Source organism: Paraburkholderia sp., assembly GCF_004298475.1.
Lineage (GTDB): Bacteria > Pseudomonadota > Gammaproteobacteria > Burkholderiales > Burkholderiaceae > Paraburkholderia > Paraburkholderia denitrificans.
Map to the genome: position 1 here is coordinate 78,227 of NZ_SCRP01000035.1, position 18,429 is coordinate 96,655.

At 66.1% G+C, this 18,429-nt stretch carries 15 protein-coding genes and 1 pseudogene; 12 read left to right on the plus strand and 4 right to left on the minus strand.

Going from position 1 to position 18,429, the window contains the following annotated elements:
* Positions 1 to 12 precede the first annotated feature (12 nt).
* The 3 genes and pseudogenes from EPN59_RS18935 (at position 13) to EPN59_RS18945 (ending at position 3,700) form a co-directional block, all read left to right on the plus strand.
* A complete protein-coding gene (locus tag EPN59_RS18935) occupies positions 13 to 2,307 on the plus strand; it encodes an NADP-dependent malic enzyme (protein WP_293038364.1) in 2,295 nt (764 codons plus the stop codon).
* Between the two features lie 504 nt (positions 2,308 to 2,811).
* Positions 2,812 to 3,081 (plus strand): annotated as a pseudogene (locus EPN59_RS18940) (ribonuclease); the annotation flags it as partial.
* A 16-nt stretch (positions 3,082 to 3,097) separates the two neighbouring features.
* Positions 3,098 to 3,700, plus strand: a complete 603-nt coding sequence (locus EPN59_RS18945; RefSeq protein ID WP_293038367.1) for a barstar family protein — start codon at positions 3,098 to 3,100, stop codon at positions 3,698 to 3,700.
* 116 nt (positions 3,701 to 3,816) lie between these two features.
* On the opposite strand, the gene EPN59_RS18950 is transcribed toward EPN59_RS18945, so the two are convergent.
* The 3 genes from EPN59_RS18950 to speE form a co-directional block, all read right to left on the minus strand.
* On the minus strand, positions 3,817 to 4,557 hold the full coding sequence (locus EPN59_RS18950; RefSeq protein ID WP_293038370.1) for a 16S rRNA (uracil(1498)-N(3))-methyltransferase: 741 nt from the start codon (positions 4,555 to 4,557) through the stop codon (positions 3,817 to 3,819).
* 19 nt (positions 4,558 to 4,576) lie between these two features.
* Positions 4,577 to 4,990: a VOC family protein gene (locus EPN59_RS18955; RefSeq protein WP_293038372.1), complete on the minus strand. Its 414-nt coding sequence runs from the start codon at positions 4,988 to 4,990 to the stop codon at positions 4,577 to 4,579.
* Positions 4,991 to 5,088: 98 nt separating this feature from the next.
* Positions 5,089 to 5,952 carry a polyamine aminopropyltransferase gene (speE, locus tag EPN59_RS18960; protein ID WP_293038375.1) on the minus strand — a complete coding sequence of 288 codons (864 nt, stop codon included), beginning with the start codon at positions 5,950 to 5,952 and terminating at the stop codon, positions 5,089 to 5,091.
* Between the two features lie 562 nt (positions 5,953 to 6,514).
* Between speE and tkt the strand changes: the two genes are divergently transcribed.
* Positions 6,515 to 8,548, plus strand: a complete 2,034-nt coding sequence (tkt, locus tag EPN59_RS18965; protein ID WP_293038378.1) for a transketolase — start codon at positions 6,515 to 6,517, stop codon at positions 8,546 to 8,548.
* A gap of 119 nt (positions 8,549 to 8,667) precedes the next feature.
* Entirely contained in the window at positions 8,668 to 9,678 is a 1,011-nt protein-coding gene (gap, locus tag EPN59_RS18970) for a type I glyceraldehyde-3-phosphate dehydrogenase (protein WP_293038381.1), read from the plus strand.
* Between the two features lie 166 nt (positions 9,679 to 9,844).
* Here gap and fur read toward each other — a convergent pair whose 3' ends face one another.
* On the minus strand, positions 9,845 to 10,273 hold the full coding sequence (gene fur, locus EPN59_RS18975) for a ferric iron uptake transcriptional regulator (RefSeq protein WP_293038384.1): 429 nt from the start codon (positions 10,271 to 10,273) through the stop codon (positions 9,845 to 9,847).
* A 125-nt stretch (positions 10,274 to 10,398) separates the two neighbouring features.
* Here fur and bamE point away from each other — a divergent pair, with 125 nt between their 5' ends.
* From bamE to holA, 7 genes are all read left to right on the plus strand, one after another.
* Positions 10,399 to 11,334, plus strand: a complete 936-nt coding sequence (gene bamE, locus EPN59_RS18980) for an outer membrane protein assembly factor BamE (protein WP_293038387.1) — start codon at positions 10,399 to 10,401, stop codon at positions 11,332 to 11,334.
* 145 nt (positions 11,335 to 11,479) lie between these two features.
* On the plus strand, positions 11,480 to 12,277 hold the full coding sequence (gene dapB, locus EPN59_RS18985; RefSeq protein ID WP_293038390.1) for a 4-hydroxy-tetrahydrodipicolinate reductase: 798 nt from the start codon (positions 11,480 to 11,482) through the stop codon (positions 12,275 to 12,277).
* Positions 12,278 to 12,388: 111 nt separating this feature from the next.
* Positions 12,389 to 13,099, plus strand: coding sequence for a MotA/TolQ/ExbB proton channel family protein (locus EPN59_RS18990; protein ID WP_293038392.1), 711 nt, complete (start codon positions 12,389 to 12,391; stop codon positions 13,097 to 13,099).
* A gap of 27 nt (positions 13,100 to 13,126) precedes the next feature.
* Positions 13,127 to 13,561 carry a biopolymer transporter ExbD gene (locus EPN59_RS18995; protein ID WP_293038395.1) on the plus strand — a complete coding sequence of 145 codons (435 nt, stop codon included), beginning with the start codon at positions 13,127 to 13,129 and terminating at the stop codon, positions 13,559 to 13,561.
* A 279-nt stretch (positions 13,562 to 13,840) separates the two neighbouring features.
* Positions 13,841 to 16,435, plus strand: a complete 2,595-nt coding sequence (gene leuS, locus EPN59_RS19000) for a leucine--tRNA ligase (RefSeq protein ID WP_293038398.1) — start codon at positions 13,841 to 13,843, stop codon at positions 16,433 to 16,435.
* Positions 16,436 to 16,553: 118 nt separating this feature from the next.
* Positions 16,554 to 17,105 (plus strand): LPS assembly lipoprotein LptE, encoded by a 552-nt coding sequence (gene lptE, locus EPN59_RS19005; protein WP_293038401.1) that lies wholly within the window; start codon positions 16,554 to 16,556, stop codon positions 17,103 to 17,105.
* Positions 17,106 to 17,143: 38 nt separating this feature from the next.
* Complete coding sequence (gene holA / locus EPN59_RS19010) at positions 17,144 to 18,418, plus strand: DNA polymerase III subunit delta (RefSeq protein WP_293038404.1); 1,275 nt, start codon at positions 17,144 to 17,146, stop codon at positions 18,416 to 18,418.
* The last annotated feature ends 11 nt before the right edge of the window (positions 18,419 to 18,429 follow it).

Genomic DNA, 18,429 nt, shown 5'->3' on the forward strand with positions numbered 1-18,429 from the left:
TTCAGGCCCGTCATGTCGAATTCCGCCACGACCAAGCTTCGCGAAGCCGCACTCGATTATCACGAGTTTCCCACTCCGGGAAAGATCGAGATCGCGCCAACCAAACAAATGCTCAACCAGCGCGATCTCTCGCTTGCGTACTCGCCAGGCGTGGCGTTCGCGTGCGACGCGATCGTCGACGATCCGCTGAACGCATCGCGCTTCACCGCACGAAGCAACCTTGTCGGCGTCGTGACGAACGGCACGGCGGTGCTCGGCCTCGGCAACATCGGGCCGCTCGCCTCGAAGCCGGTCATGGAAGGCAAGGCGGTGCTCTTCAAGAAGTTCGCGGGCATCGACGTGTTCGACATCGAACTCAACGAGTCGGACCCGCACAAGCTCGTCGAAGTGATCGCTGCGCTCGAACCCACCTTCGGCGGCATCAACCTCGAAGACATCAAGGCGCCCGACTGCTTCATCGTCGAGCGCGAGTGCCGCAAGCGCATGAAGATTCCGGTCTTTCACGACGACCAGCACGGCACCGCCATCGTCGTCGCCGCGGCCATCACGAACGGCCTGAAAGTCGTCGGCAAGAACATCAAGGAAGTGAAGCTCGTCGCGTCGGGCGCGGGTGCTGCGGCGCTCGCCTGTCTCGACTTGCTCGTCGATCTGGGCATGCCGCTGGAGAACATCGTCGTCACGGATCTGGCGGGCGTGGTCTACAAGGGCCGCACCGAACTGATGGACCCGGTCAAGGAGCGCTTCGCGCGCGAGACGAACGCGCGCACGCTCGCCGAAGTCATGGCGGACGCGGACATTTTCCTCGGCCTTTCGGCGGGCGGCGTGCTCAAGCCGGAGATGGTCACCGGGATGGCCGCGAAGCCGCTGATCCTCGCGCTCGCAAACCCGACGCCGGAAATCCTCCCTGAACTCGCGCTCGAAGTGCGCCCGGACGCCGTGCTCGCCACCGGCCGCACCGACTATCCGAACCAGGTCAACAACGTGCTGTGCTTCCCGTTCATCTTCCGCGGCGCGCTCGATGCGGGCGCAACGACGGTGACGCGGGAAATGGAAATCGCGGCGGTGAACGCGATTGCCGACCTGGCGCGCCAGGAGCAGAGCGACGTCGTCGCCACGGCGTACGGCATTCAGGACCTGCAGTTCGGCTCCGAGTACCTGATTCCGAAGCCTTTCGATCCGCGCCTGATCGTCAAGATCGCGCCGGCCGTCGCGAAGGCGGCGATGGACTCGGGTGTTGCGACGCGTCCGATCGAGGACATGGACGCCTACGAACAGCACCTGCAGCATTTCGTGTATCAAAGCGGCACGACCATGAAGCCGATCTTCCAGCTCGCGCGGTCGGTCGAGCCGGAGAAAAAGCGCATCGTCTTCGCGGAGGGCGAAGAAGAGCGCATCTTGCGCGCGGTGCAGATCGTCGTCGACGAAAAGCTTGCGAAGCCCATTCTGATTGGCCGCCCGGCGGTGATCGAGCAGCGCGCCGCGCGCTACGGCCTGCGTCTGGTCGCGGGCCAGGATTACACGGTCGTCAACACGGACCACGACGAGCGCTACCGCGACTTCTGGCAGAGCTACGCGAAGCTGATGGCCCGCAAGGGCATCACGCCGCAAATGGCGAAACTCGAAATGCGCCGCCGCACCACGCTGATCGGCTCGATGCTCGTGAAGCGGGGCGAGGCCGACGGCATGATCTGCGGCACGATCAGCACGACGCATCGGCATCTGCACTTCATCGACCAGGTGATCGGCAAGAAGGAGGGCTGCAGCGTCTACGCGGCGATGATCGGGCTCGTGCTGCCGAACCGCCAGATCTTCATCGTGGACACGCACGTCAATATCGACCCGACACCGGCCCAGCTCGCCGAGATCACGATCATGGCCGCCGAGGAAGTGCGCCGCTTCGGCATCGAGCCGAATATTGCACTGTGCTCGCACTCGAACTTCGGTTCGAGCCTCGCGCCTTCGGCGCAGAAGATGCGCGATCTGCTCGACATCCTGAAGGAGCGTGCGCCCGATCTGCGGGTGGACGGCGAAATGCACGGCGATGTCGCGCTCGACCCGCACATGCGCCACGAGATCCTGCCCGATTCGACCCTCGAAGGCGAAGCGAATCTGCTGATCATGCCGAACATCGACGCGGCAAACATCTCGTACAACCTGCTCAAGACGGCGGCGGGCAACAACATCGCGATTGGCCCGATTCTGCTTGGCGCGGCGAAGCCGGTGCATGTGCTGACAGCTTCGGCGACGGTGCGCCGCATCGTCAACATGGCGGCGCTCGTTGTCGCGGATGTGAACGCCTCGCGTTAAGCATCGGCGCCGGCTGGAGAAGCCGGCGCCGCCGGAGCAATCGCGCCCCGTAAAAGCGGCGTGCCCGAAACAGGCGCGCCGCTTACGCCGCTCCGCCCGGCCTCTGGTCAGGCCTTTGTAAAATCTACTGATTTCTGCCTTGTGCACAGTCAACGAGCGACCGTCCCGCCCCGGCGAACGTTGCTTCCGGGGTGCTTTAGCGATACCCTTACAATTTTGATGGTCGTCGAACGCAGAAACCGACAAGCGGGAATCTCGTAAATGGCGCGCACGGGGCTGCAAAGCCGGGAATCTGAACTGGAACCCCAGCTGAAACGCAACGCTGCAGGTAAATCCGCTGGGCTAACCCATTGTTTCGACGGCATTCGCCGGGTGGCGACAGCCGCAGCGCTGGTCGTTGCGGCAACCTTCGCGACGGGCGGATTCGTACCCGCGCAGGCGCGAAGCACGCCTTCCGCAGACGTTGCGGGAGAAGTTGCTGCGGACGTCGGCACGATTGCCGTCAGCCAGTTGCCGTCCGAAGCGGTCAATACGCTCGGACTCATCGCGGCGGGCGGTCCTTATCCGTTCGCCAAAGACGGTGTCGTGTTCGGCAACTTCGAGCGGATGCTGCCGTACCACCGGCGCGGCTATTACCATGAGTACACCGTACCGACGCCTCGCGCGCGCAATCGCGGCGCGCGTCGCATCGTCTGCGGCGGCCCGTTGCGGCAGACCGGCAACTGTTACTACTCCGACGACCATTACGCCAGTTTTAAGCGAATTGTTGAATGACACCGGGAAGAGCGGAATGAGCGAGAACATCTACGCGCACGACCCGCGGGTCGCGAGCGATCCGTTCGCGGCCGGGGAAGGCAACCTGTTCCAGCGAGTCATGCAGATGAAGCACGACGAACAGGGTCAAATGCAGGGACAGACGCAGGATCAGCAGGATCAGGCGCAAGGACAAGCGGCGCCCGCCGAGGGCGGCGCGTCTTCAGCAGACGAGGAAGGCATGAACCTGTTCTCGACGGTCCGGCCGAACATCGTCCAGTCGATCCGCGCGTTTCGCGTGCAGGATCTTCACGACGAGGCGCAGCGCCTCGAGCAGCATTTCCTCTACGCCTACTGCGCGAACGCGAAGAGCAAGCAGGAAGTGCTCGAAACCATCGCCACGTCGTTTCTGTTTCCGAAGCATTTCGGCAAGAACTACGACGGGCTGTACGACTGCCTGACCGATCTCGTGCAGAAGGCAGGCGAGCAACCGGGCTTCGTGGTCGTCCTTGACGGACTGCCGATCGCGCAGAAGTTCGACAAGGACGGGCGCGAGACGCTGCTCGACGTGTTTCGCGAAGCCTCCGAATACTGGGGCGAGCGCAAGGTGCCGTTCCGCGTCTTCTATTCATTCGCCTGACGCCCGTCGTCGGCACCCGGCACTCCGCAGAAAGCTGCGCACCGCTCGCGCGCAAGCTCCGCTCAGGCCCGCCTTCCGCTAAAGAGACAACGCGGAAACGGCGGGCCTTGTCGTTTCTACCAGCCGCCCCAGCGCGCGGCCAGTGCCGCAAGAACCGCGATACCGGCCGTTTCGGTGCGCAGGACGCGCGGCCCGAGCCCTACCGGAACGAAGCCGTGGCTCTCCGCGGCCGCCTCCTCCGCCGACGAAAATCCGCCTTCCGGCCCCACCAGCACGATCACTTCGCCCCTGGGCGGATCGTGCGGCAGCGACGCGAACGACGCGTTCGCACGCGGCGAGAGGATCACGCGCAGCTCGCCTTCAGCCGCTGTTTTCGGCATGCCGCCGAGCCAGGTGCCGATTTCGCGCGACGGCGCGACATCGGGCAGACGGTTCCGCCCGCATTGTTCGCATGCCGACTGAACAATGCGCTTCCAGTGCAGCTGGCGCCGCTGCGCGCGCTCGCCCGAGAGGCGCACGACGCTGCGCGACGTGGTGAGCGGCACGAAGTTCGTCGCGCCCAGTTCCACGGCTTTTTCGATCAGCCAGTCCATCTTGTCGCTGCCAGCGATGCCCTGGGCGAGCGTGAGCCGGTACGGCGGCTCGGCTTCGACGTCGCGAAACGAATCGACGCGCACCTTCGTGTCGCGGCGCTCCATCTCGACGATTTCGGCGCTGTATTCGCCGCCCTCGCCGTTGAAGAGCACGATCGTGTCGCCGGGCTGCAGACGCAGCACCTGGACGTGTCGCGTGACTTCGTCGGGCAGGACGACGAGATCGCCGGACGGCAGCGGGCTGCCGACGAAAAAACGGGGCATAAGACAGGTTCTCATTGCTTCAGTGCAGGTGGCGAGCAAGCGCCCAGCGGTAGCCGTCGAGGTCTTCGACCTGTGCGAAACGGTCTCCCCAGAACTGGTTCTGCGGCTCACTCAGCGATTTCGCGCCGGCTTCGAGGGCCCGCGCATAAACCGCGTCGACATCGTCGACATATAGATAAAAAGACTGTGGGGCGATTGCCCCCGCGCTCTTCGGCGTGTGCGCCGTCGAGCCGAATGCGCCCTCCGGCGCAAACATCACAATCAACTGGTCGTGGTAGGTCATCTCCACGTGCATGACTGCGCCATCGTCCTCCACGCAATCGCGCACGACGAATCCGAACGCCGACTCGAAAAATACCATCGCCGCGCGTGCATCGCGCACCGTCAGATAGGGCGTCAGCCACGGCACGCCTGCGGGGCGGGATGAGGGCATCGAGTATCTCCAGATTTCGCGGTTCGGACGGGTGACTGCAGTGCCCGAGGGACGCGCGCTCAAGGCACGCAGAACATAATTTTGCAGAACTGCGGTCGCTATGGATCCAGGAATCGACCTAGTTTGTCGCGAACCGTCCACGGCGTAGCGAAGAGCGCGGCGTGCAGATTCGCATCGTAAAAGCGCAGGCTAACGATTGCGCGTTCTTCAAGACGCGTGCACAGCGTGGCCGTATCGATGGCAACCGGGTCGAGCCGGTCGCTCGCGACGGCCATGAGCCAGAGCGAGCCGTAGAGCGGCACGTAAGCGGCGAGCGGGCGCACCACGGCGAACGAGGCGCGCAGGCCGTCGAGCAGTGCGCCGATACGCGCCGCATGGTGATAGGGCGAGCCGAGATGAAGCGAGATCAGCGCGTCGGCGGTCATCACGCGCTTGAGCGCCGTGTAGAACGTCGTCGTATAGAGGCCGGCGGCGGGCGAATCAGGCGGGGTTAGATCGAATACGACGAGATCGAACTGTTCCTGCGTCTGGTTCACGAACGCCGCGGCGTCGCCGATCACCAGTTCGACGCGCGGATCGTCGAATGCGCCGCCTCGCACCTGCGGCAAGTAGTCGCCGGTCAGCCGCACGACGTCGGCGTCGAGTTCGGCCACGACGATGCGCGCGATGTCAGGATGACGAAGCAGCTGGCGCGCGGCGCCGCCATCGCCGCCGCCCAGCACGAGCGCCGTGCGCGGCGCCGGATGCGTGAGCGCGGCCGGGTGCGTCATGCATTCGTGGTAGACGAATTCGTCGCCGGCGGACGTCATCGGGCGGCCGTCCAGCGCGAACAGGCAGCCGAGTTGCGGCGTATCCCAGACCTCGATGCGCTGCCAGGCCGAATCCACACAGGCGAGGCGGTGCGCGCCGGGGAAGCCGTACAGGGCGTCGGCGGCGGGATGGAAGAGGAGCGGGACGTTCACGGATGCGGGCGCGACCGGCCTGACCGGCCGCGCTGTCTAAAAAATGGGCAACGCCGCATTATACGAGGCTAAACGCGCCTGTCGTTCGTTGCGGTGTCACACAGTTCGCGCGCGCCGAAGCCGGCACACGCCCGGCATGCGCCCGGCACGCGTGCGGTGTGCCTGCGCGCGTGCCCGAAGCGCAGGCGCAACGGCGCTTTGCGGGCGAAATCCGCGCGCTGTCGGTTCCTTTGCGCACGGGCCGAAACCCGGCGGTGGGCGGCTCGACAGGCGCGTATCGAACCGCCGCCGTGCGGTCCCGGCGCGCTCTTCAGTTATCCCCGCATGTATCCCGTCAGGTATCCCGAAAATGCCCTTCTGTGACGCGCATGTGTCAGGGATAGCCCGCATGTTCTGATAGAATATTTCGCTTTGCAGCCCCTTCCGTTTGCTCTGGCCTTCTTGCGTCTCCCGGCGCCGCACCGTGCGCCGGAGCAGCTATCCCGCCGAGCTTCCGGATCCCCGCGCTGCGGTGCGCGAGCGTCGCGCATGCCGCTTTTTGCACTCGTTCCCCGGACTCGACATGACGACCCCGTCCTCAGCCTCCCCAGCTACCACCCAATTGATGGCCAACGCGATCCGCGCGCTGTCCATGGACGCTGTCCAGCAAGCGAATTCCGGCCACCCCGGTATGCCGATGGGTATGGCGGAGATCGCCGTCGCGCTGTGGTCGCGCCATCTGCGCCACAACCCGTCGAACCCGCACTGGAGCGACCGCGACCGTTTCGTGCTGTCGAACGGCCATGGCTCGATGCTCCTGTACTCGCTGCTGCATCTGACCGGCTACGACCTGCCGATCGGGGAGCTGAAGAACTTCCGTCAACTGCACTCGAAAACGCCGGGCCACCCCGAATACGGCATCACGCCGGGCGTCGAAACGACCACCGGCCCGCTCGGCCAGGGTCTGGCGAACGCGGTCGGCATGGCGCTCGCCGAAGCGCTCCTCGCGGCCGAGTTCAACAAGGCCGACGCGAAGATCGTCGATCACCACACGTACGTGTTCCTCGGCGACGGCTGCCTGATGGAAGGCATCTCGCATGAAGCCTGCTCGCTCGCCGGCACGCTCAGGCTGAACAAGCTGATCGCGCTCTACGACGACAACGGCATCTCGATCGACGGCGACGTCGTGAACTGGTTCCACGACGACACGCCCAGGCGCTTCGAAGCGTACGGCTGGAACGTGATCGCGCACGTGGACGGCCACGACGTCGACGCGGTCGACGCCGCCATCGCGAAGGCGAAGGCTTCGGACAAGCCGACGCTCATCTGCTGCAAGACCATCATCGGCAAGGGCGCGCCCACCAAGCAGGGCGGCCACGACGTGCACGGCGCGGCGCTCGGCGCGGAAGAAATCGCGAAGTGGCGCGCGGCGTCGGGCTGGAAGTGGGAGCCGTTCGTGCTGCCGCAGGAAGTCTATGCCGACTGGGACGCCAAGGCGGCCGGCGCGAAGTTCGAAGGCGCGTGGAACGACGCATTCGCGCAGTACGAGGCGAAGTACCCGGTCGAAGCCGCGGAATTCGCGCGCCGCATGGCCGGCAAGCTGCCCGCCGACTGGGCGCAGAAGGCCGCCGCGATCGTCGCGGGCGCCGATGCGCGCCAGGAAACCGTTGCGACCCGCAAGGCGTCGCAGCAGGCGATCGAGGCGATCGCCGCCGTCATGCCCGAGCTGCTTGGCGGCTCGGCCGACCTGACCGGCTCGAACCTCACCAACTGGAAGGCCTCGAAGCCCGTGCGCGCGGGTGAGGGCGGGATCAAGTGGGGCAATCACGTCAACTACGGCGTGCGTGAGTTCGGCATGAGCGCCGCGCTCAACGGCATCACGCTGCACGGCGGCTACAAGGCGTTCGGCGGCACGTTCCTCACGTTCTCGGACTACAGCCGCAATGCGCTGCGCGTGGCCGCGCTGATGAAGTGCCCGTCGATCTTCGTGTTCACGCACGACTCGATCGGCCTTGGCGAAGACGGCCCGACGCACCAGTCGATCGAACACGTCGCGAGCCTGCGCCTGATCCCGAACATGACGCTCTGGCGTCCCGCCGATACGGTCGAAACCGCGGTGGCCTGGACCCAGTCGATCGGGCATCATGGCCCGTCGTGCCTCGTGTTGAGCCGCCAGAACCTGCCGTACAGCGAGCGCTCCGACGCGCAGATCGAGAACATCGCCCGCGGCGGCTACGTGCTGCGCGACTGGAACGACGACATCCCGGGCCGCAAGATCATCCTGATCGCGACGGGTTCGGAAGTCGAACTGGCGCTGAAGGCGGTCGAGCCGCTGCAGCGCGAGGGCATCGGCGCCCGCGTGGTCTCGATGCCGTCGACCAACGTGTTCGACAAGCAGGACGCCGAGTATCGCGAGCACGTGCTGCCGAAGGGCGTGCGTTGCGTCGCGATCGAAGCGGGCGTGACGGACTTCTGGCGCAAGTACGTCGGCCTGGAAGGCGGCGTTGTCGGTATCGACACGTTCGGCGAGTCGGCTCCGGCCGGTGTACTGTTCAAGCACTTTGGTTTCACGGTCGAGCACGTGGTTGCCACGGCGAAGGCCGCGCTCGATTACTGAGCATGCTTTAAGGGCCCGCGTTCGCGCGGGCCCGCTGCTGTGTGCGCCGCACGGAACGCCCGGGTACGGGCGCAGGCGGCGCCGGGATCGGAAATTTTTCAGCCATCAGGAGATAAACCATGACTATTCGCGTCGCTATCAACGGCTATGGCCGTATCGGCCGTAATACGCTTCGCGCGTTCTACGAGAGTGGCAAGAAGCACGACATCCAGTTCGTCGCAATCAACGACCTCGGCGACGCGAAAACCAACGCGCATCTGACGCAATACGACACGGCGCACGGCAAGTTCCCGGGCGAAGTCTCGGTGGACGGCGACTACCTCGTCGTCAACGGCGACCGTATCCGTGTGCTGGCCAACCGCAACCCGGCCGAACTGCCGTGGGGCGAACTGGGCGTCGATGTCGTGATGGAGTGCACGGGCTTCTTCACGAGCAAGGAAAAGGCGAGCGCGCACCTCAAGGGCGGCGCGAAGAAGGTCATCATCTCGGCGCCGGGCGGCAAGGACGTCGACGCGACGGTCGTCTACGGCGTGAACCACAATGTGCTGAAGGCCGAGCACACGGTCATCTCGAACGCTTCGTGCACGACCAACTGCCTCGCACCGCTCGTCAAGCCGCTGAACGACAAGATCGGCCTCGAAACCGGTCTGATGACGACGATCCACGCGTACACGAACGACCAGGTCCTGACGGACGTCTACCACGAAGACCTGCGCCGCGCGCGCTCGGCCACGCAAAGCCAGATTCCGACGAAGACGGGCGCTGCCGCTGCGGTCGGCCTCGTGCTGCCGGAACTGAACGGCAAGCTGGACGGCTACGCGATGCGCGTTCCGACCATCAACGTGTCGGTTGTCGACCTGTCGTTCATCGCGAAGCGCGACACGACGGTGGAAGAAGTCAACGCGATCATGAAGGAAGCCTCGGAAGGCGCGCTCAAGGGCATCCTCGGCTACAACACGGCGCCGCTGGTTTCGATCGACTTCAACCACAACCCGGCTTCGTCGACGTTCGACGCCACGCTGACCAAGGTTTCGGGCCGTCTCGTGAAGGTGTCGAGCTGGTACGACAACGAGTGGGGCTTCTCGAACCGCATGCTGGACACGACGGTTGCGCTCGCAAACGCGAAGTAAGCGCGCGCTGTTCCGGACGACGGGCACTGCCTCGCACCTCGTAGTACGAAAAACCGTCCCTTCGGGGGCGGTTTTTTTCGGGGCGCACGTTCTGCACGTCCAAAGCAAAACGCCACGGCCCGAAGGCCGTGGCGTTTGCGTTTTACTCTACCGCGCAGCGTTTGAATCAGTGCTTGCGGTACTGGCAGTTCTCCTTCGTGCACACGCCGTAGAGCGCGAGTGCGTGCTCCTGCAGCTTGAAGCCCCGGTCGCCGGCGATCGTCTGCTGGCGCTTTTCGATTTCGGGATCGAAGAATTCCTCGACGCGTCCGCAGTCGAGACAGACCAGGTGATCGTGGTGGTTACCCTCGTTCAGCTCGAATACCGCCTTGCCCGATTCGAAGTTGCTGCGCGTGAGCAACCCGGCCTGCTCGAACTGCGTGAGCACGCGGTAGACGGTGGCAAGGCCGATGTCGAGCTCCTCGGTCAGCAGGTGTCGATAGACATCCTCTGCGGTCAAGTGGCGCACCGTGCTGTGCTGAAAAATCTCCAGGATCTTGAGTCGAGGCAGCGTCGCCTTGAGCCCGATATTCTTGAGATCGGCTGGATTGGTCATGACTATTAATCCCTGGAGTACAATACCAGGCTCTTATGTTAATGCGGTTTGCTGTTCCGGTCATCTTCGACACAGATCTTCGTAGAACAAGCGCGGCTTCGCGACAAGCCCGCACGGTGAGGGAAATGATTCCAGAATCCAAAACGACCGGCCGGAGCGGCCGTCTTTCGAGTGCTCTCGCGTGCACCCTGCTGGCCGCAGCGGCGCTTTCGGCGCTGGCCGGCTGCTCCACGTACGACAGCCTGACCCAGCGCGTCGCACAGCGCATCACGCCGTACCGCATCACCATCGTCCAGGGCAACTTCGTGTCCAGGGAAGCCGCGGCTGAGATGCGCGTCGGCATGTCGCGCGCCGACGTGATCAAGCTGCTCGGCACGCCGCTCCTGACCGACATGTTCCACAACGACCGCTGGGACTACATCTTCTATTTCAAGCGCGGCTCGACCTCGGTCGTGCAGCAGCGTGACTTCGTCGTGAAGTTTGAAGGTGATCGCGTCGCAAGCTGGTCGGGCGGCGACGATTTGCCGTCCAACCTCGAACTGCTCGCCGAAATCGACGGCGACCGCGGCGGCAAGAAGAAGAGAGCTGCCGCACCGGCTCCGGTTTCGGCCGCCGCCGCAGCAGCGGCGGCTTCGGAAGCGGCCGCCGCAGCGGTCAATCCGACCGTCCCCGACACCGCGCGCACGCCGTCGTCCGACCTCGGCGCCGCCACGGCCGCGCTGCCGGCCGACGCCAATGCCAATGCCAATGCTCAGGCCGCCGCCGCCGCGAACCGCGCGACCGAAGCGGTGCAGACGCCGTCCGGGTTGACGCCGTCGGTGCGCGCGAATACGCCGACGTCGTCGGCGCTGCCGCCGAACGTCGGCACGATGCCGTCGCAGGTTCAGTTCCGCCGTCAGCCCGCGCCGCAAGTCCAGGGTGTCGAGCCGGTGAATCCGGTTGGCCCGACCGCCGGCGCGCAGGGCACCGGCGAGCCGAACGCGCTGCCGCCGGCGCAGAGCGCGCCGCTTACGGCGCCGCCTGCTGTGCCTGCGTCGGGTGCGGCGGGAACGGGCGGCTGATCGGGCTGTCCGTAAGCACTACAGGGCGAAGCGCACCGGCTGGAACGAGTTGCGCTTCGCGTCTAGCCGGCGGCTTCGGGCCGCCGTGTTTTTTTCGCAGCGCTGGTTTAATTGAAGGTGCTGCGCCAACGTTGCCGGAGTCCGCATGAAAATCGCAATCGCCGGGGCGTCGGGCCGCATGGGCCGGATGCTCATCGAAACCGTCCTCAATTCACCCGAGGTCACGCTGTCGGGCGCGCTGGAGCGTCAGGGCTCGGCGGCCGTCGGCCAGGACGCGGGTGCCTTCCTCGGCAAGGACTCCGGCGTGCGCGTCACGGACGACATCGACGCCGTGTTCGCCGCGAGCGACTGCCTGATCGACTTCACGCGCCCCGAGGGCACGCTTGTGCACCTCGCGGCGGCCCAGCGCCACAACGTCAAGATGGTGATCGGTACGACCGGTTTCGATGCCGGGCAGAAAGCGCAGCTCGCCGCCGCCGCAGAAAAAATCGGCATCGTATTTGCAGCGAACATGAGCGTGGGCGTCAACGTCACGCTCAAGCTGCTGGAGTACGCGGCGCGCTTCTTCGCGACCGGCTACGACATCGAGGTCATCGAGGCGCACCATCGCCATAAGGTCGACGCGCCTTCGGGCACGGCGCTCGCGATGGGTGAGGCGGTCGCGCACGCGCTCGGCCGCAGTCTGGACGACTGCGCCGTCTACGGGCGCCACGGCGTGACCGGCGAGCGCGATCCGTCGACGATCGGGTTTTCGGCAATTCGCGGCGGCGATATCGTCGGTGACCACACGGTGCTGTTTGCGGGCATCGGCGAGCGCATCGAGATCACGCACAAGTCGTCGAGCCGCCTGTCGTATGCGCAGGGCAGCGTGCGCGCTGCGCGCTTTCTCGAAGACAAGGCGCACGGGCTGTACGATATGCAGGACGTGCTCGGCCTGCGCTGAGCCGCGCGTTCCTGACTGGCCAAAGCGCGGCCCCGGCGCCGGTCGGTTCCCTGGCCAGTTTCCTGGCGGGTTCCCAGCCTGACAGGCCGCCTTTCCGGGTAGCGAGGTCCGATGGCAGCGGGTACCGGAGTCATTCACTATCTGCAGACGAGCGACGCCGTCACGCATGCCGTGGCGTGGGTGTTACTTGCGATGTCGATCGCGAGCTGGTGCTTCCTGATCGTCAAGAGCTGGATGCTCGTGCGGGCGAAGCGGCAGGGGCCGCGGGCGGTCGCGCGGTTCTGGCAGGCGCGCACGCTCGCGGAGGGCGTCGCGCTCATGCGAAGCGATGACCGCGAACGCGTGTTCCTGCCGTTGGCCGAAGCCGCGCTGGCGGCGGCCGAGGCCGATACGTCCGGCGCGCTGCTTGCCCGCGTCGATCGCAGCGAGCGGGTGCTGCGCGCGCTGCGCGGCGCGCTTCAGGCGTCGCAGCGGCGGCTCGAATTCGGCCAGGTGCTGCTCGCTTCGGTGGGCAGCACGGCGCCCTTCGTTGGCCTGCTCGGCACCGTGTGGGGCATCTATCACGCGCTCGGCAGCATTGCGGCGAGCGGGCAGGCGATGATCGAGAACGTCGCGGGCCCCGTCGGCGAGGCGCTCATCATGACGGCCTTCGGCCTCGTCGTCGCGATTCCCGCCGTGCTCGCCTATAACGTGCTCGGGCGGCTCGCGCGCCAGCTCGGCGACGATCTCGACGGCTTCGCGCACGATCTGCACGCCTACGTGTGCCAGCCTGCCGGGGCGGCACCGCGACGGCAAACAGCGCTCGAATCGGACTCCGACTGACGTAGCGCTCGCGCAAAGGAGCATTCGATGGCATTCGGCGGACTCGACAAGAAGCACGGCTCGGCGCCGATGGCCGAAATCAACATGACGCCGCTCATCGACGTCATGCTCGTGCTGCTCGTTATCTTCATCATCACCGCGCCGCTCTTCACGCACGCGATCCGGCTCGATCTGCCGCAGGTTGCCGCCGACTCCACGCGGCAGACGCCGCAAACCGTCACGCTGTCCATCGACGCCGCCGGCAAGATCTACTGGAACGGCCAGCCGGTCTCGCTCGACGAGATGCGGGCGCGTTTCACGGCCGCAGGCAAGGCGGCTGAGGATGCCCAGCCCGATCTGCAGTTGCGCGCCGCGCGCGAGACGCGCTACGAGGTGATCGCACAGGTCATGGGTGCGGCGCAGCAGGCTGGGATTGCGCGCATCGGCTTCGTGACCGAGCCGCCGCCGCCCGGCAAGCACTGAGCGCGCCGCCGTTGCTCCGTTGCCGATGCACCGGCGGCACCGGCGGTGTCTGTCGGACTGCCCGTGCGTGCGCCGTCGCGCTCTCCCGAACGCTTGCCTTGCAGACCAAACCCCGCAGGGCGGAAAGCGCGGTCAACTCAACGGTATAATCACCGTTTCCCTGTAAAAAGGGCCCAGAAAAGCCACCGCTACCCGCCGGCCTAACGAGAATTGCCGGGAATTGCCGGACTTGCCGGCTCCGGTGCACGCGGCACGGAATCAGCGTTTCCCACCCACACCATGCTCGAAAAATACGTTCCCACCGACGTCGAAGCCGCCGCGCAAGGCGAATGGCGCGCCAACGACGCTTACCTGACGGCCGAAACGACCGACAAGCCCAAGTTCTATTGCGTCTCGATGCTGCCGTATCCGTCGGGCAAGCTGCACATGGGCCACGTGCGGAACTACACGATCAACGACGTGATGTACCGCTATCTGCGGATGAACGGCTACAACACGCTGATGCCGATGGGTTGGGACGCGTTCGGCATGCCCGCCGAGAACGCTGCGATGGCCAACGGCGTGCCGCCCGCGCAGTGGACGTACGACAACATCGCGTACATGAAGGGGCAGATGCAGTCGATGGGTCTTGCCATCGACTGGTCGCGCGAAATTGCCACCTGCAAGCCCGACTACTACAAGTGGAACCAGTGGTTCTTCCTGAAGATGCTCGAGAAGGGCATCGCGTACAAGAAGACCGGCACGGTGAACTGGGACCCGGTCGACCAGACCGTGCTCGCCAACGAGCAGGTGATCGACGGCCGCGGCTGGCGCTCGGGCGCGCTCGTGGAAAAGCGCGAAATCCCGATGTACTACCTGCGCATCACGCAATACGCCGACGAACTGCTGGGCGACCTCGGCGACCTCGGCTGGCCCGAGCGCGTGAAGATCATGCAGCAGAACTGGATCGGCAAGAGCTTCGGCGTGAACTTCGGCTTCCCGTACGAGCTCGACGGCGAGAAGAAGCTGCTGCGCGTGTTCACCACGCGCGCCGACACGATCATGGGCGTGACCTTCTGCGCAATCGCCGCCGAGCATCCGCTGGCCACGCGCCTCGCGCAGGGCAAGCCGCAGCTCCAGGCGTTCATCGACGAATGCAAGCGCGGCGGCGTGGCGGAAGCCGACGTCGCGACGATGGAGAAGAAGGGTCTTCCGACCGGCTTCACGGTCACGCACCCGATCACGAACGAAGCGGTGCCGGTGTGGATCGGCAACTACGTGCTGATGAGCTACGGCGAAGGCGCGGTGATGGGCGTGCCGGGCCACGACGAGCGCGACTTCGCCTTCGCGAAGAAGTACGAACTGCCGATCAGGCAGGTCATCGCCGCGGAAGGCGAGACCTACTCGCTCGAAGGCTGGCAGGAGTGGTACGGCGACAAGGAGCGCGCGGTCTGCGTCAACAGCGGCAAGTTGGACGGCCTGAATTACCAGCAGGCCGTGGACGCGGTCGCGGCCGACCTCAAGGCGCACGGTTTCGGCGACAAGCAGGTCACGTGGCGTCTGCGCGACTGGGGCATCTCGCGCCAGCGCTACTGGGGCACGCCGATCCCGATCATCCATTGCCCGGATTGCGGCGACGTGCCGGTGCCCGAAGCGGACCTGCCGGTCGTGCTGCCCGAAGACCTCGTGCCGGACGGCACCGGCAACCCGCTCGCGAAGTCCGAAGCCTTCCTGAACTGCAAGTGCCCGAAGTGCGGCGCCGACGCGAAGCGCGAAACCGACACGATGGACACCTTCGTCGACTCGTCGTGGTACTTCTACCGCTACGCCGCGCCGGATGCGAAGGCGATGGTCGACGAGCGCACCGATTACTGGATGCCGATGGATCAATACATCGGCGGCATCGAGCACGCGATCCTGCACCTGCTGTATTCGCGCTTCTGGGCGAAGGTTTCGCGCGACCTCGGCATCGTGAAGTTCGGCGAGCCCGCGAAGAACCTGCTCACGCAGGGCATGGTGCTCAACGAGACGTTCTATCGCGAGGATGCGTCGGGCAAGAAGACCTGGTACAACCCGGCCGACGTGACCGTCACGCATGACGACAAGGGCCGCCCGACCGGCGCGACGCTCAACGCCGATGGCCAGCCCGTCGTGCTCGGCGGCGTCGAGAAGATGTCGAAGTCGAAGAACAACGGCGTCGATCCGCAGGTGCTGATCGACCAGTACGGCGCAGACACCGCGCGTCTCTTCACGATGTTCGCCGCGCCCCCCGAGCAGCAGCTCGAATGGTCGGGCGCGGGCGTCGAAGGCGCGAGCCGCTTCCTGCGGCGCGTGTGGGCGTTCGGCCACGCGAACGCGCAGGCGCTCAACGCGCGTGCGGCACTCGATGTCGCCGCGCTCACGGAGGTCGAAAAGGCGCTGCGCCGCGACGTCTACGGCGTGCTCAAGCAGGCCGACTTCGACTATCAGCGTCTGCAGTACAACACGGTCGTGTCGGCCGCGATGAAGATGCTCAACGCGATCGACAGCGCGAAGGGCGCGGGCGCCGGGGTGCAGCGCGAAACGTTCGGCGTGCTGCTGCGCGTGCTGTATCCGGTCGTGCCGCACATCACGTATCGTCTGTGGCAGGAACTCGGTTATGCCGACGAATTCGGCACGCTGCTCGACGCGCCCTGGCCGAAGGTCGACGAAAAGGCGCTGGAGCAGGCCGAAATCGAACTCGTGCTGCAGGTGAACGGCAAGGTGCGCGGCGCGGTGACCGTCGCGAAGGACGCAGGCAAGGACGTGATCGAAGCTGCGGCGCTCGCGCACGAGATGTACGTGAAGTTCGCGGAAGGCCGCGCGCCGAAGAAGGTCATCGTCGTGCCGGGCCGCCTCGTGAACGTCGTGGTTTGACGTGGCGATTGACGCGACGACTGATGCGGCGATTGATGTGGAGAGACTCGCTGCGGCGAGGGCGGAACGCGCGGCGCGCCGCCCTCGCTCCGAGCCTGTCTCGAACCCGGGAGCTTATGTGAATCGCAGATCGTTTCTGTTACTGGCAGGCAGCGCGCTGATGCTCTCGGCGTGCGGATTCCAGTTGCGCGGGCAGCAGAACTTCGCGTTCAAGCGCCTCGCTATCGTCGGCGCGCCGCCGCCCGTCGAGGCGCGCATCGCACGCCTCGTCGAAGGGGGCAGCGATTCGGTGGTGGTCCAGTCGATGGCCAACGCCGACGCCGTCCTGCACGTCGCGGAAGGGCGCAGTTTCAGCACGCTTACGCTCAATGAGCTCGGCGTGGTCCAGGAATACCAGATCAACTATTCGCTCAGCTACACGCTGATGACGCCCGACGGCACCGTGCTGATCCAGCCGAGCGTGATCGCGCTGAACCGCGCGATGACCTACAGCACCCAGTTCTCCACGGCCAAAGTGACGGAAGCCGATCTGCTGTTCGCCGACATGCAAAACGATGCCGTCGATCAGCTCACGCGTCGGCTGGCGGTCCTGAAGACGCTGACGCCGAGGCCCGACCAGGTCGTGCCCGGCGTGGCGCCGGCCGCGCCGCTGCCGCCGCCGCCGCTCTGATGCGCGGCATTCTCTCCGACCACACGTAAGCGCCATCCATGCAACTGCGACTCGACGCACTCGAACCGCACCTCGCGAAAGGGCTTGCAAACGGGCTCGCCGGGCTTTACGTCGTTTATGGCGACGAGCACCTGCTCGCCCAGGAGGCGTGCGACCGCATTCGCGCGGCCGCGCGCGCGGCGGGCTTCACGGACCGGTCGGTGTTCACGGTCGAGCGCGGGTTCGACTGGAGTTCGCTGCTTGGCGCGAGCCAGTCGATGTCGCTGTTCGGCGATCGGCAGCTCGTCGAATTGCGCATTCCCTCGGGCAAGCCGGGCAAGGAAGGCGCGGACGCGCTGAAGACGCTCGCCGCATCGGCCAGGTCGGCGGCCGGGTCGGCTGCAAATCCCGACGTGCTCACGCTCGTCACGCTGCCGCGTCTCGATGCGGCGACGCAGAAGTCGGCCTGGTTCTCGGCGCTCGCCGAAGCCGGCGTCGCGCTGAAGATCGATCCCGTCGAGCGCGCGCAACTGCCGAACTGGATCGGCCAGCGGCTCGCGCAGCAGGGCCAGCGCGTCGCGCCCGGCGAGGACGGGCGGCGTGCGCTGCAGTTCGTCGCCGAGCGCGTGGAGGGCAACCTGCTCGCGGCGCATCAGGAGATCCAGAAGCTCAGCCTGCTTTATGAACAAGGCGTGCTGAGCTTCGAGCAGATTCACGACGCCGTGCTCAACGTGGCGCGCTACGACGTCTTCAAGCTCAACGAAGCGATGCTGACCGGCGATGTCGGCCGGCTCGCGCGCATGCTCGACGGCCTGCGTGGCGAAGGCGAGGCTGCGGTGCTCGTGCTGTGGGCCGTCGTCGAGGAAATCCGCACGCTGCTGCGCATCAAGCGCGGCGTCGCGGCGGGCAAGCCGCTCGCGATGCTGTTGCGCGAGAACCGTGTGTGGGGGCCGCGCGAGCGGCTGATCGGCCCGGCGCTTTCGCGCCTGAACGATGCGGCGCTCGAACGCGCGCTTGCGATGGCGGCGCGGCTCGACCGCCAGGTCAAGGGACTGTCGGCGCAGGCGCGCGGCGAGTGGCGCAACGCGCTGCCGCCCGACGCATGGGACGGGCTCTTCGAACTCGCGATGACCGTCGCATCGCCGCGTGACACAGGCGCCGCGGGTGCCGCGGGCGCCGCGGGTGCCTCGGGTGCCTCGGGTGCCTCGGGTGCCTCGGGTGCCGGGGCGCGGCCATCGGCCGCTCCTGCTGCGCGCGGCGCGGCAGGGCCAGCGGGCCGCACGCAGCCGGGCGGCCGACCGCCGTCCGCAGGGCTGGCGCGTAGGCCGGGCTGAGCCGCAAGGGC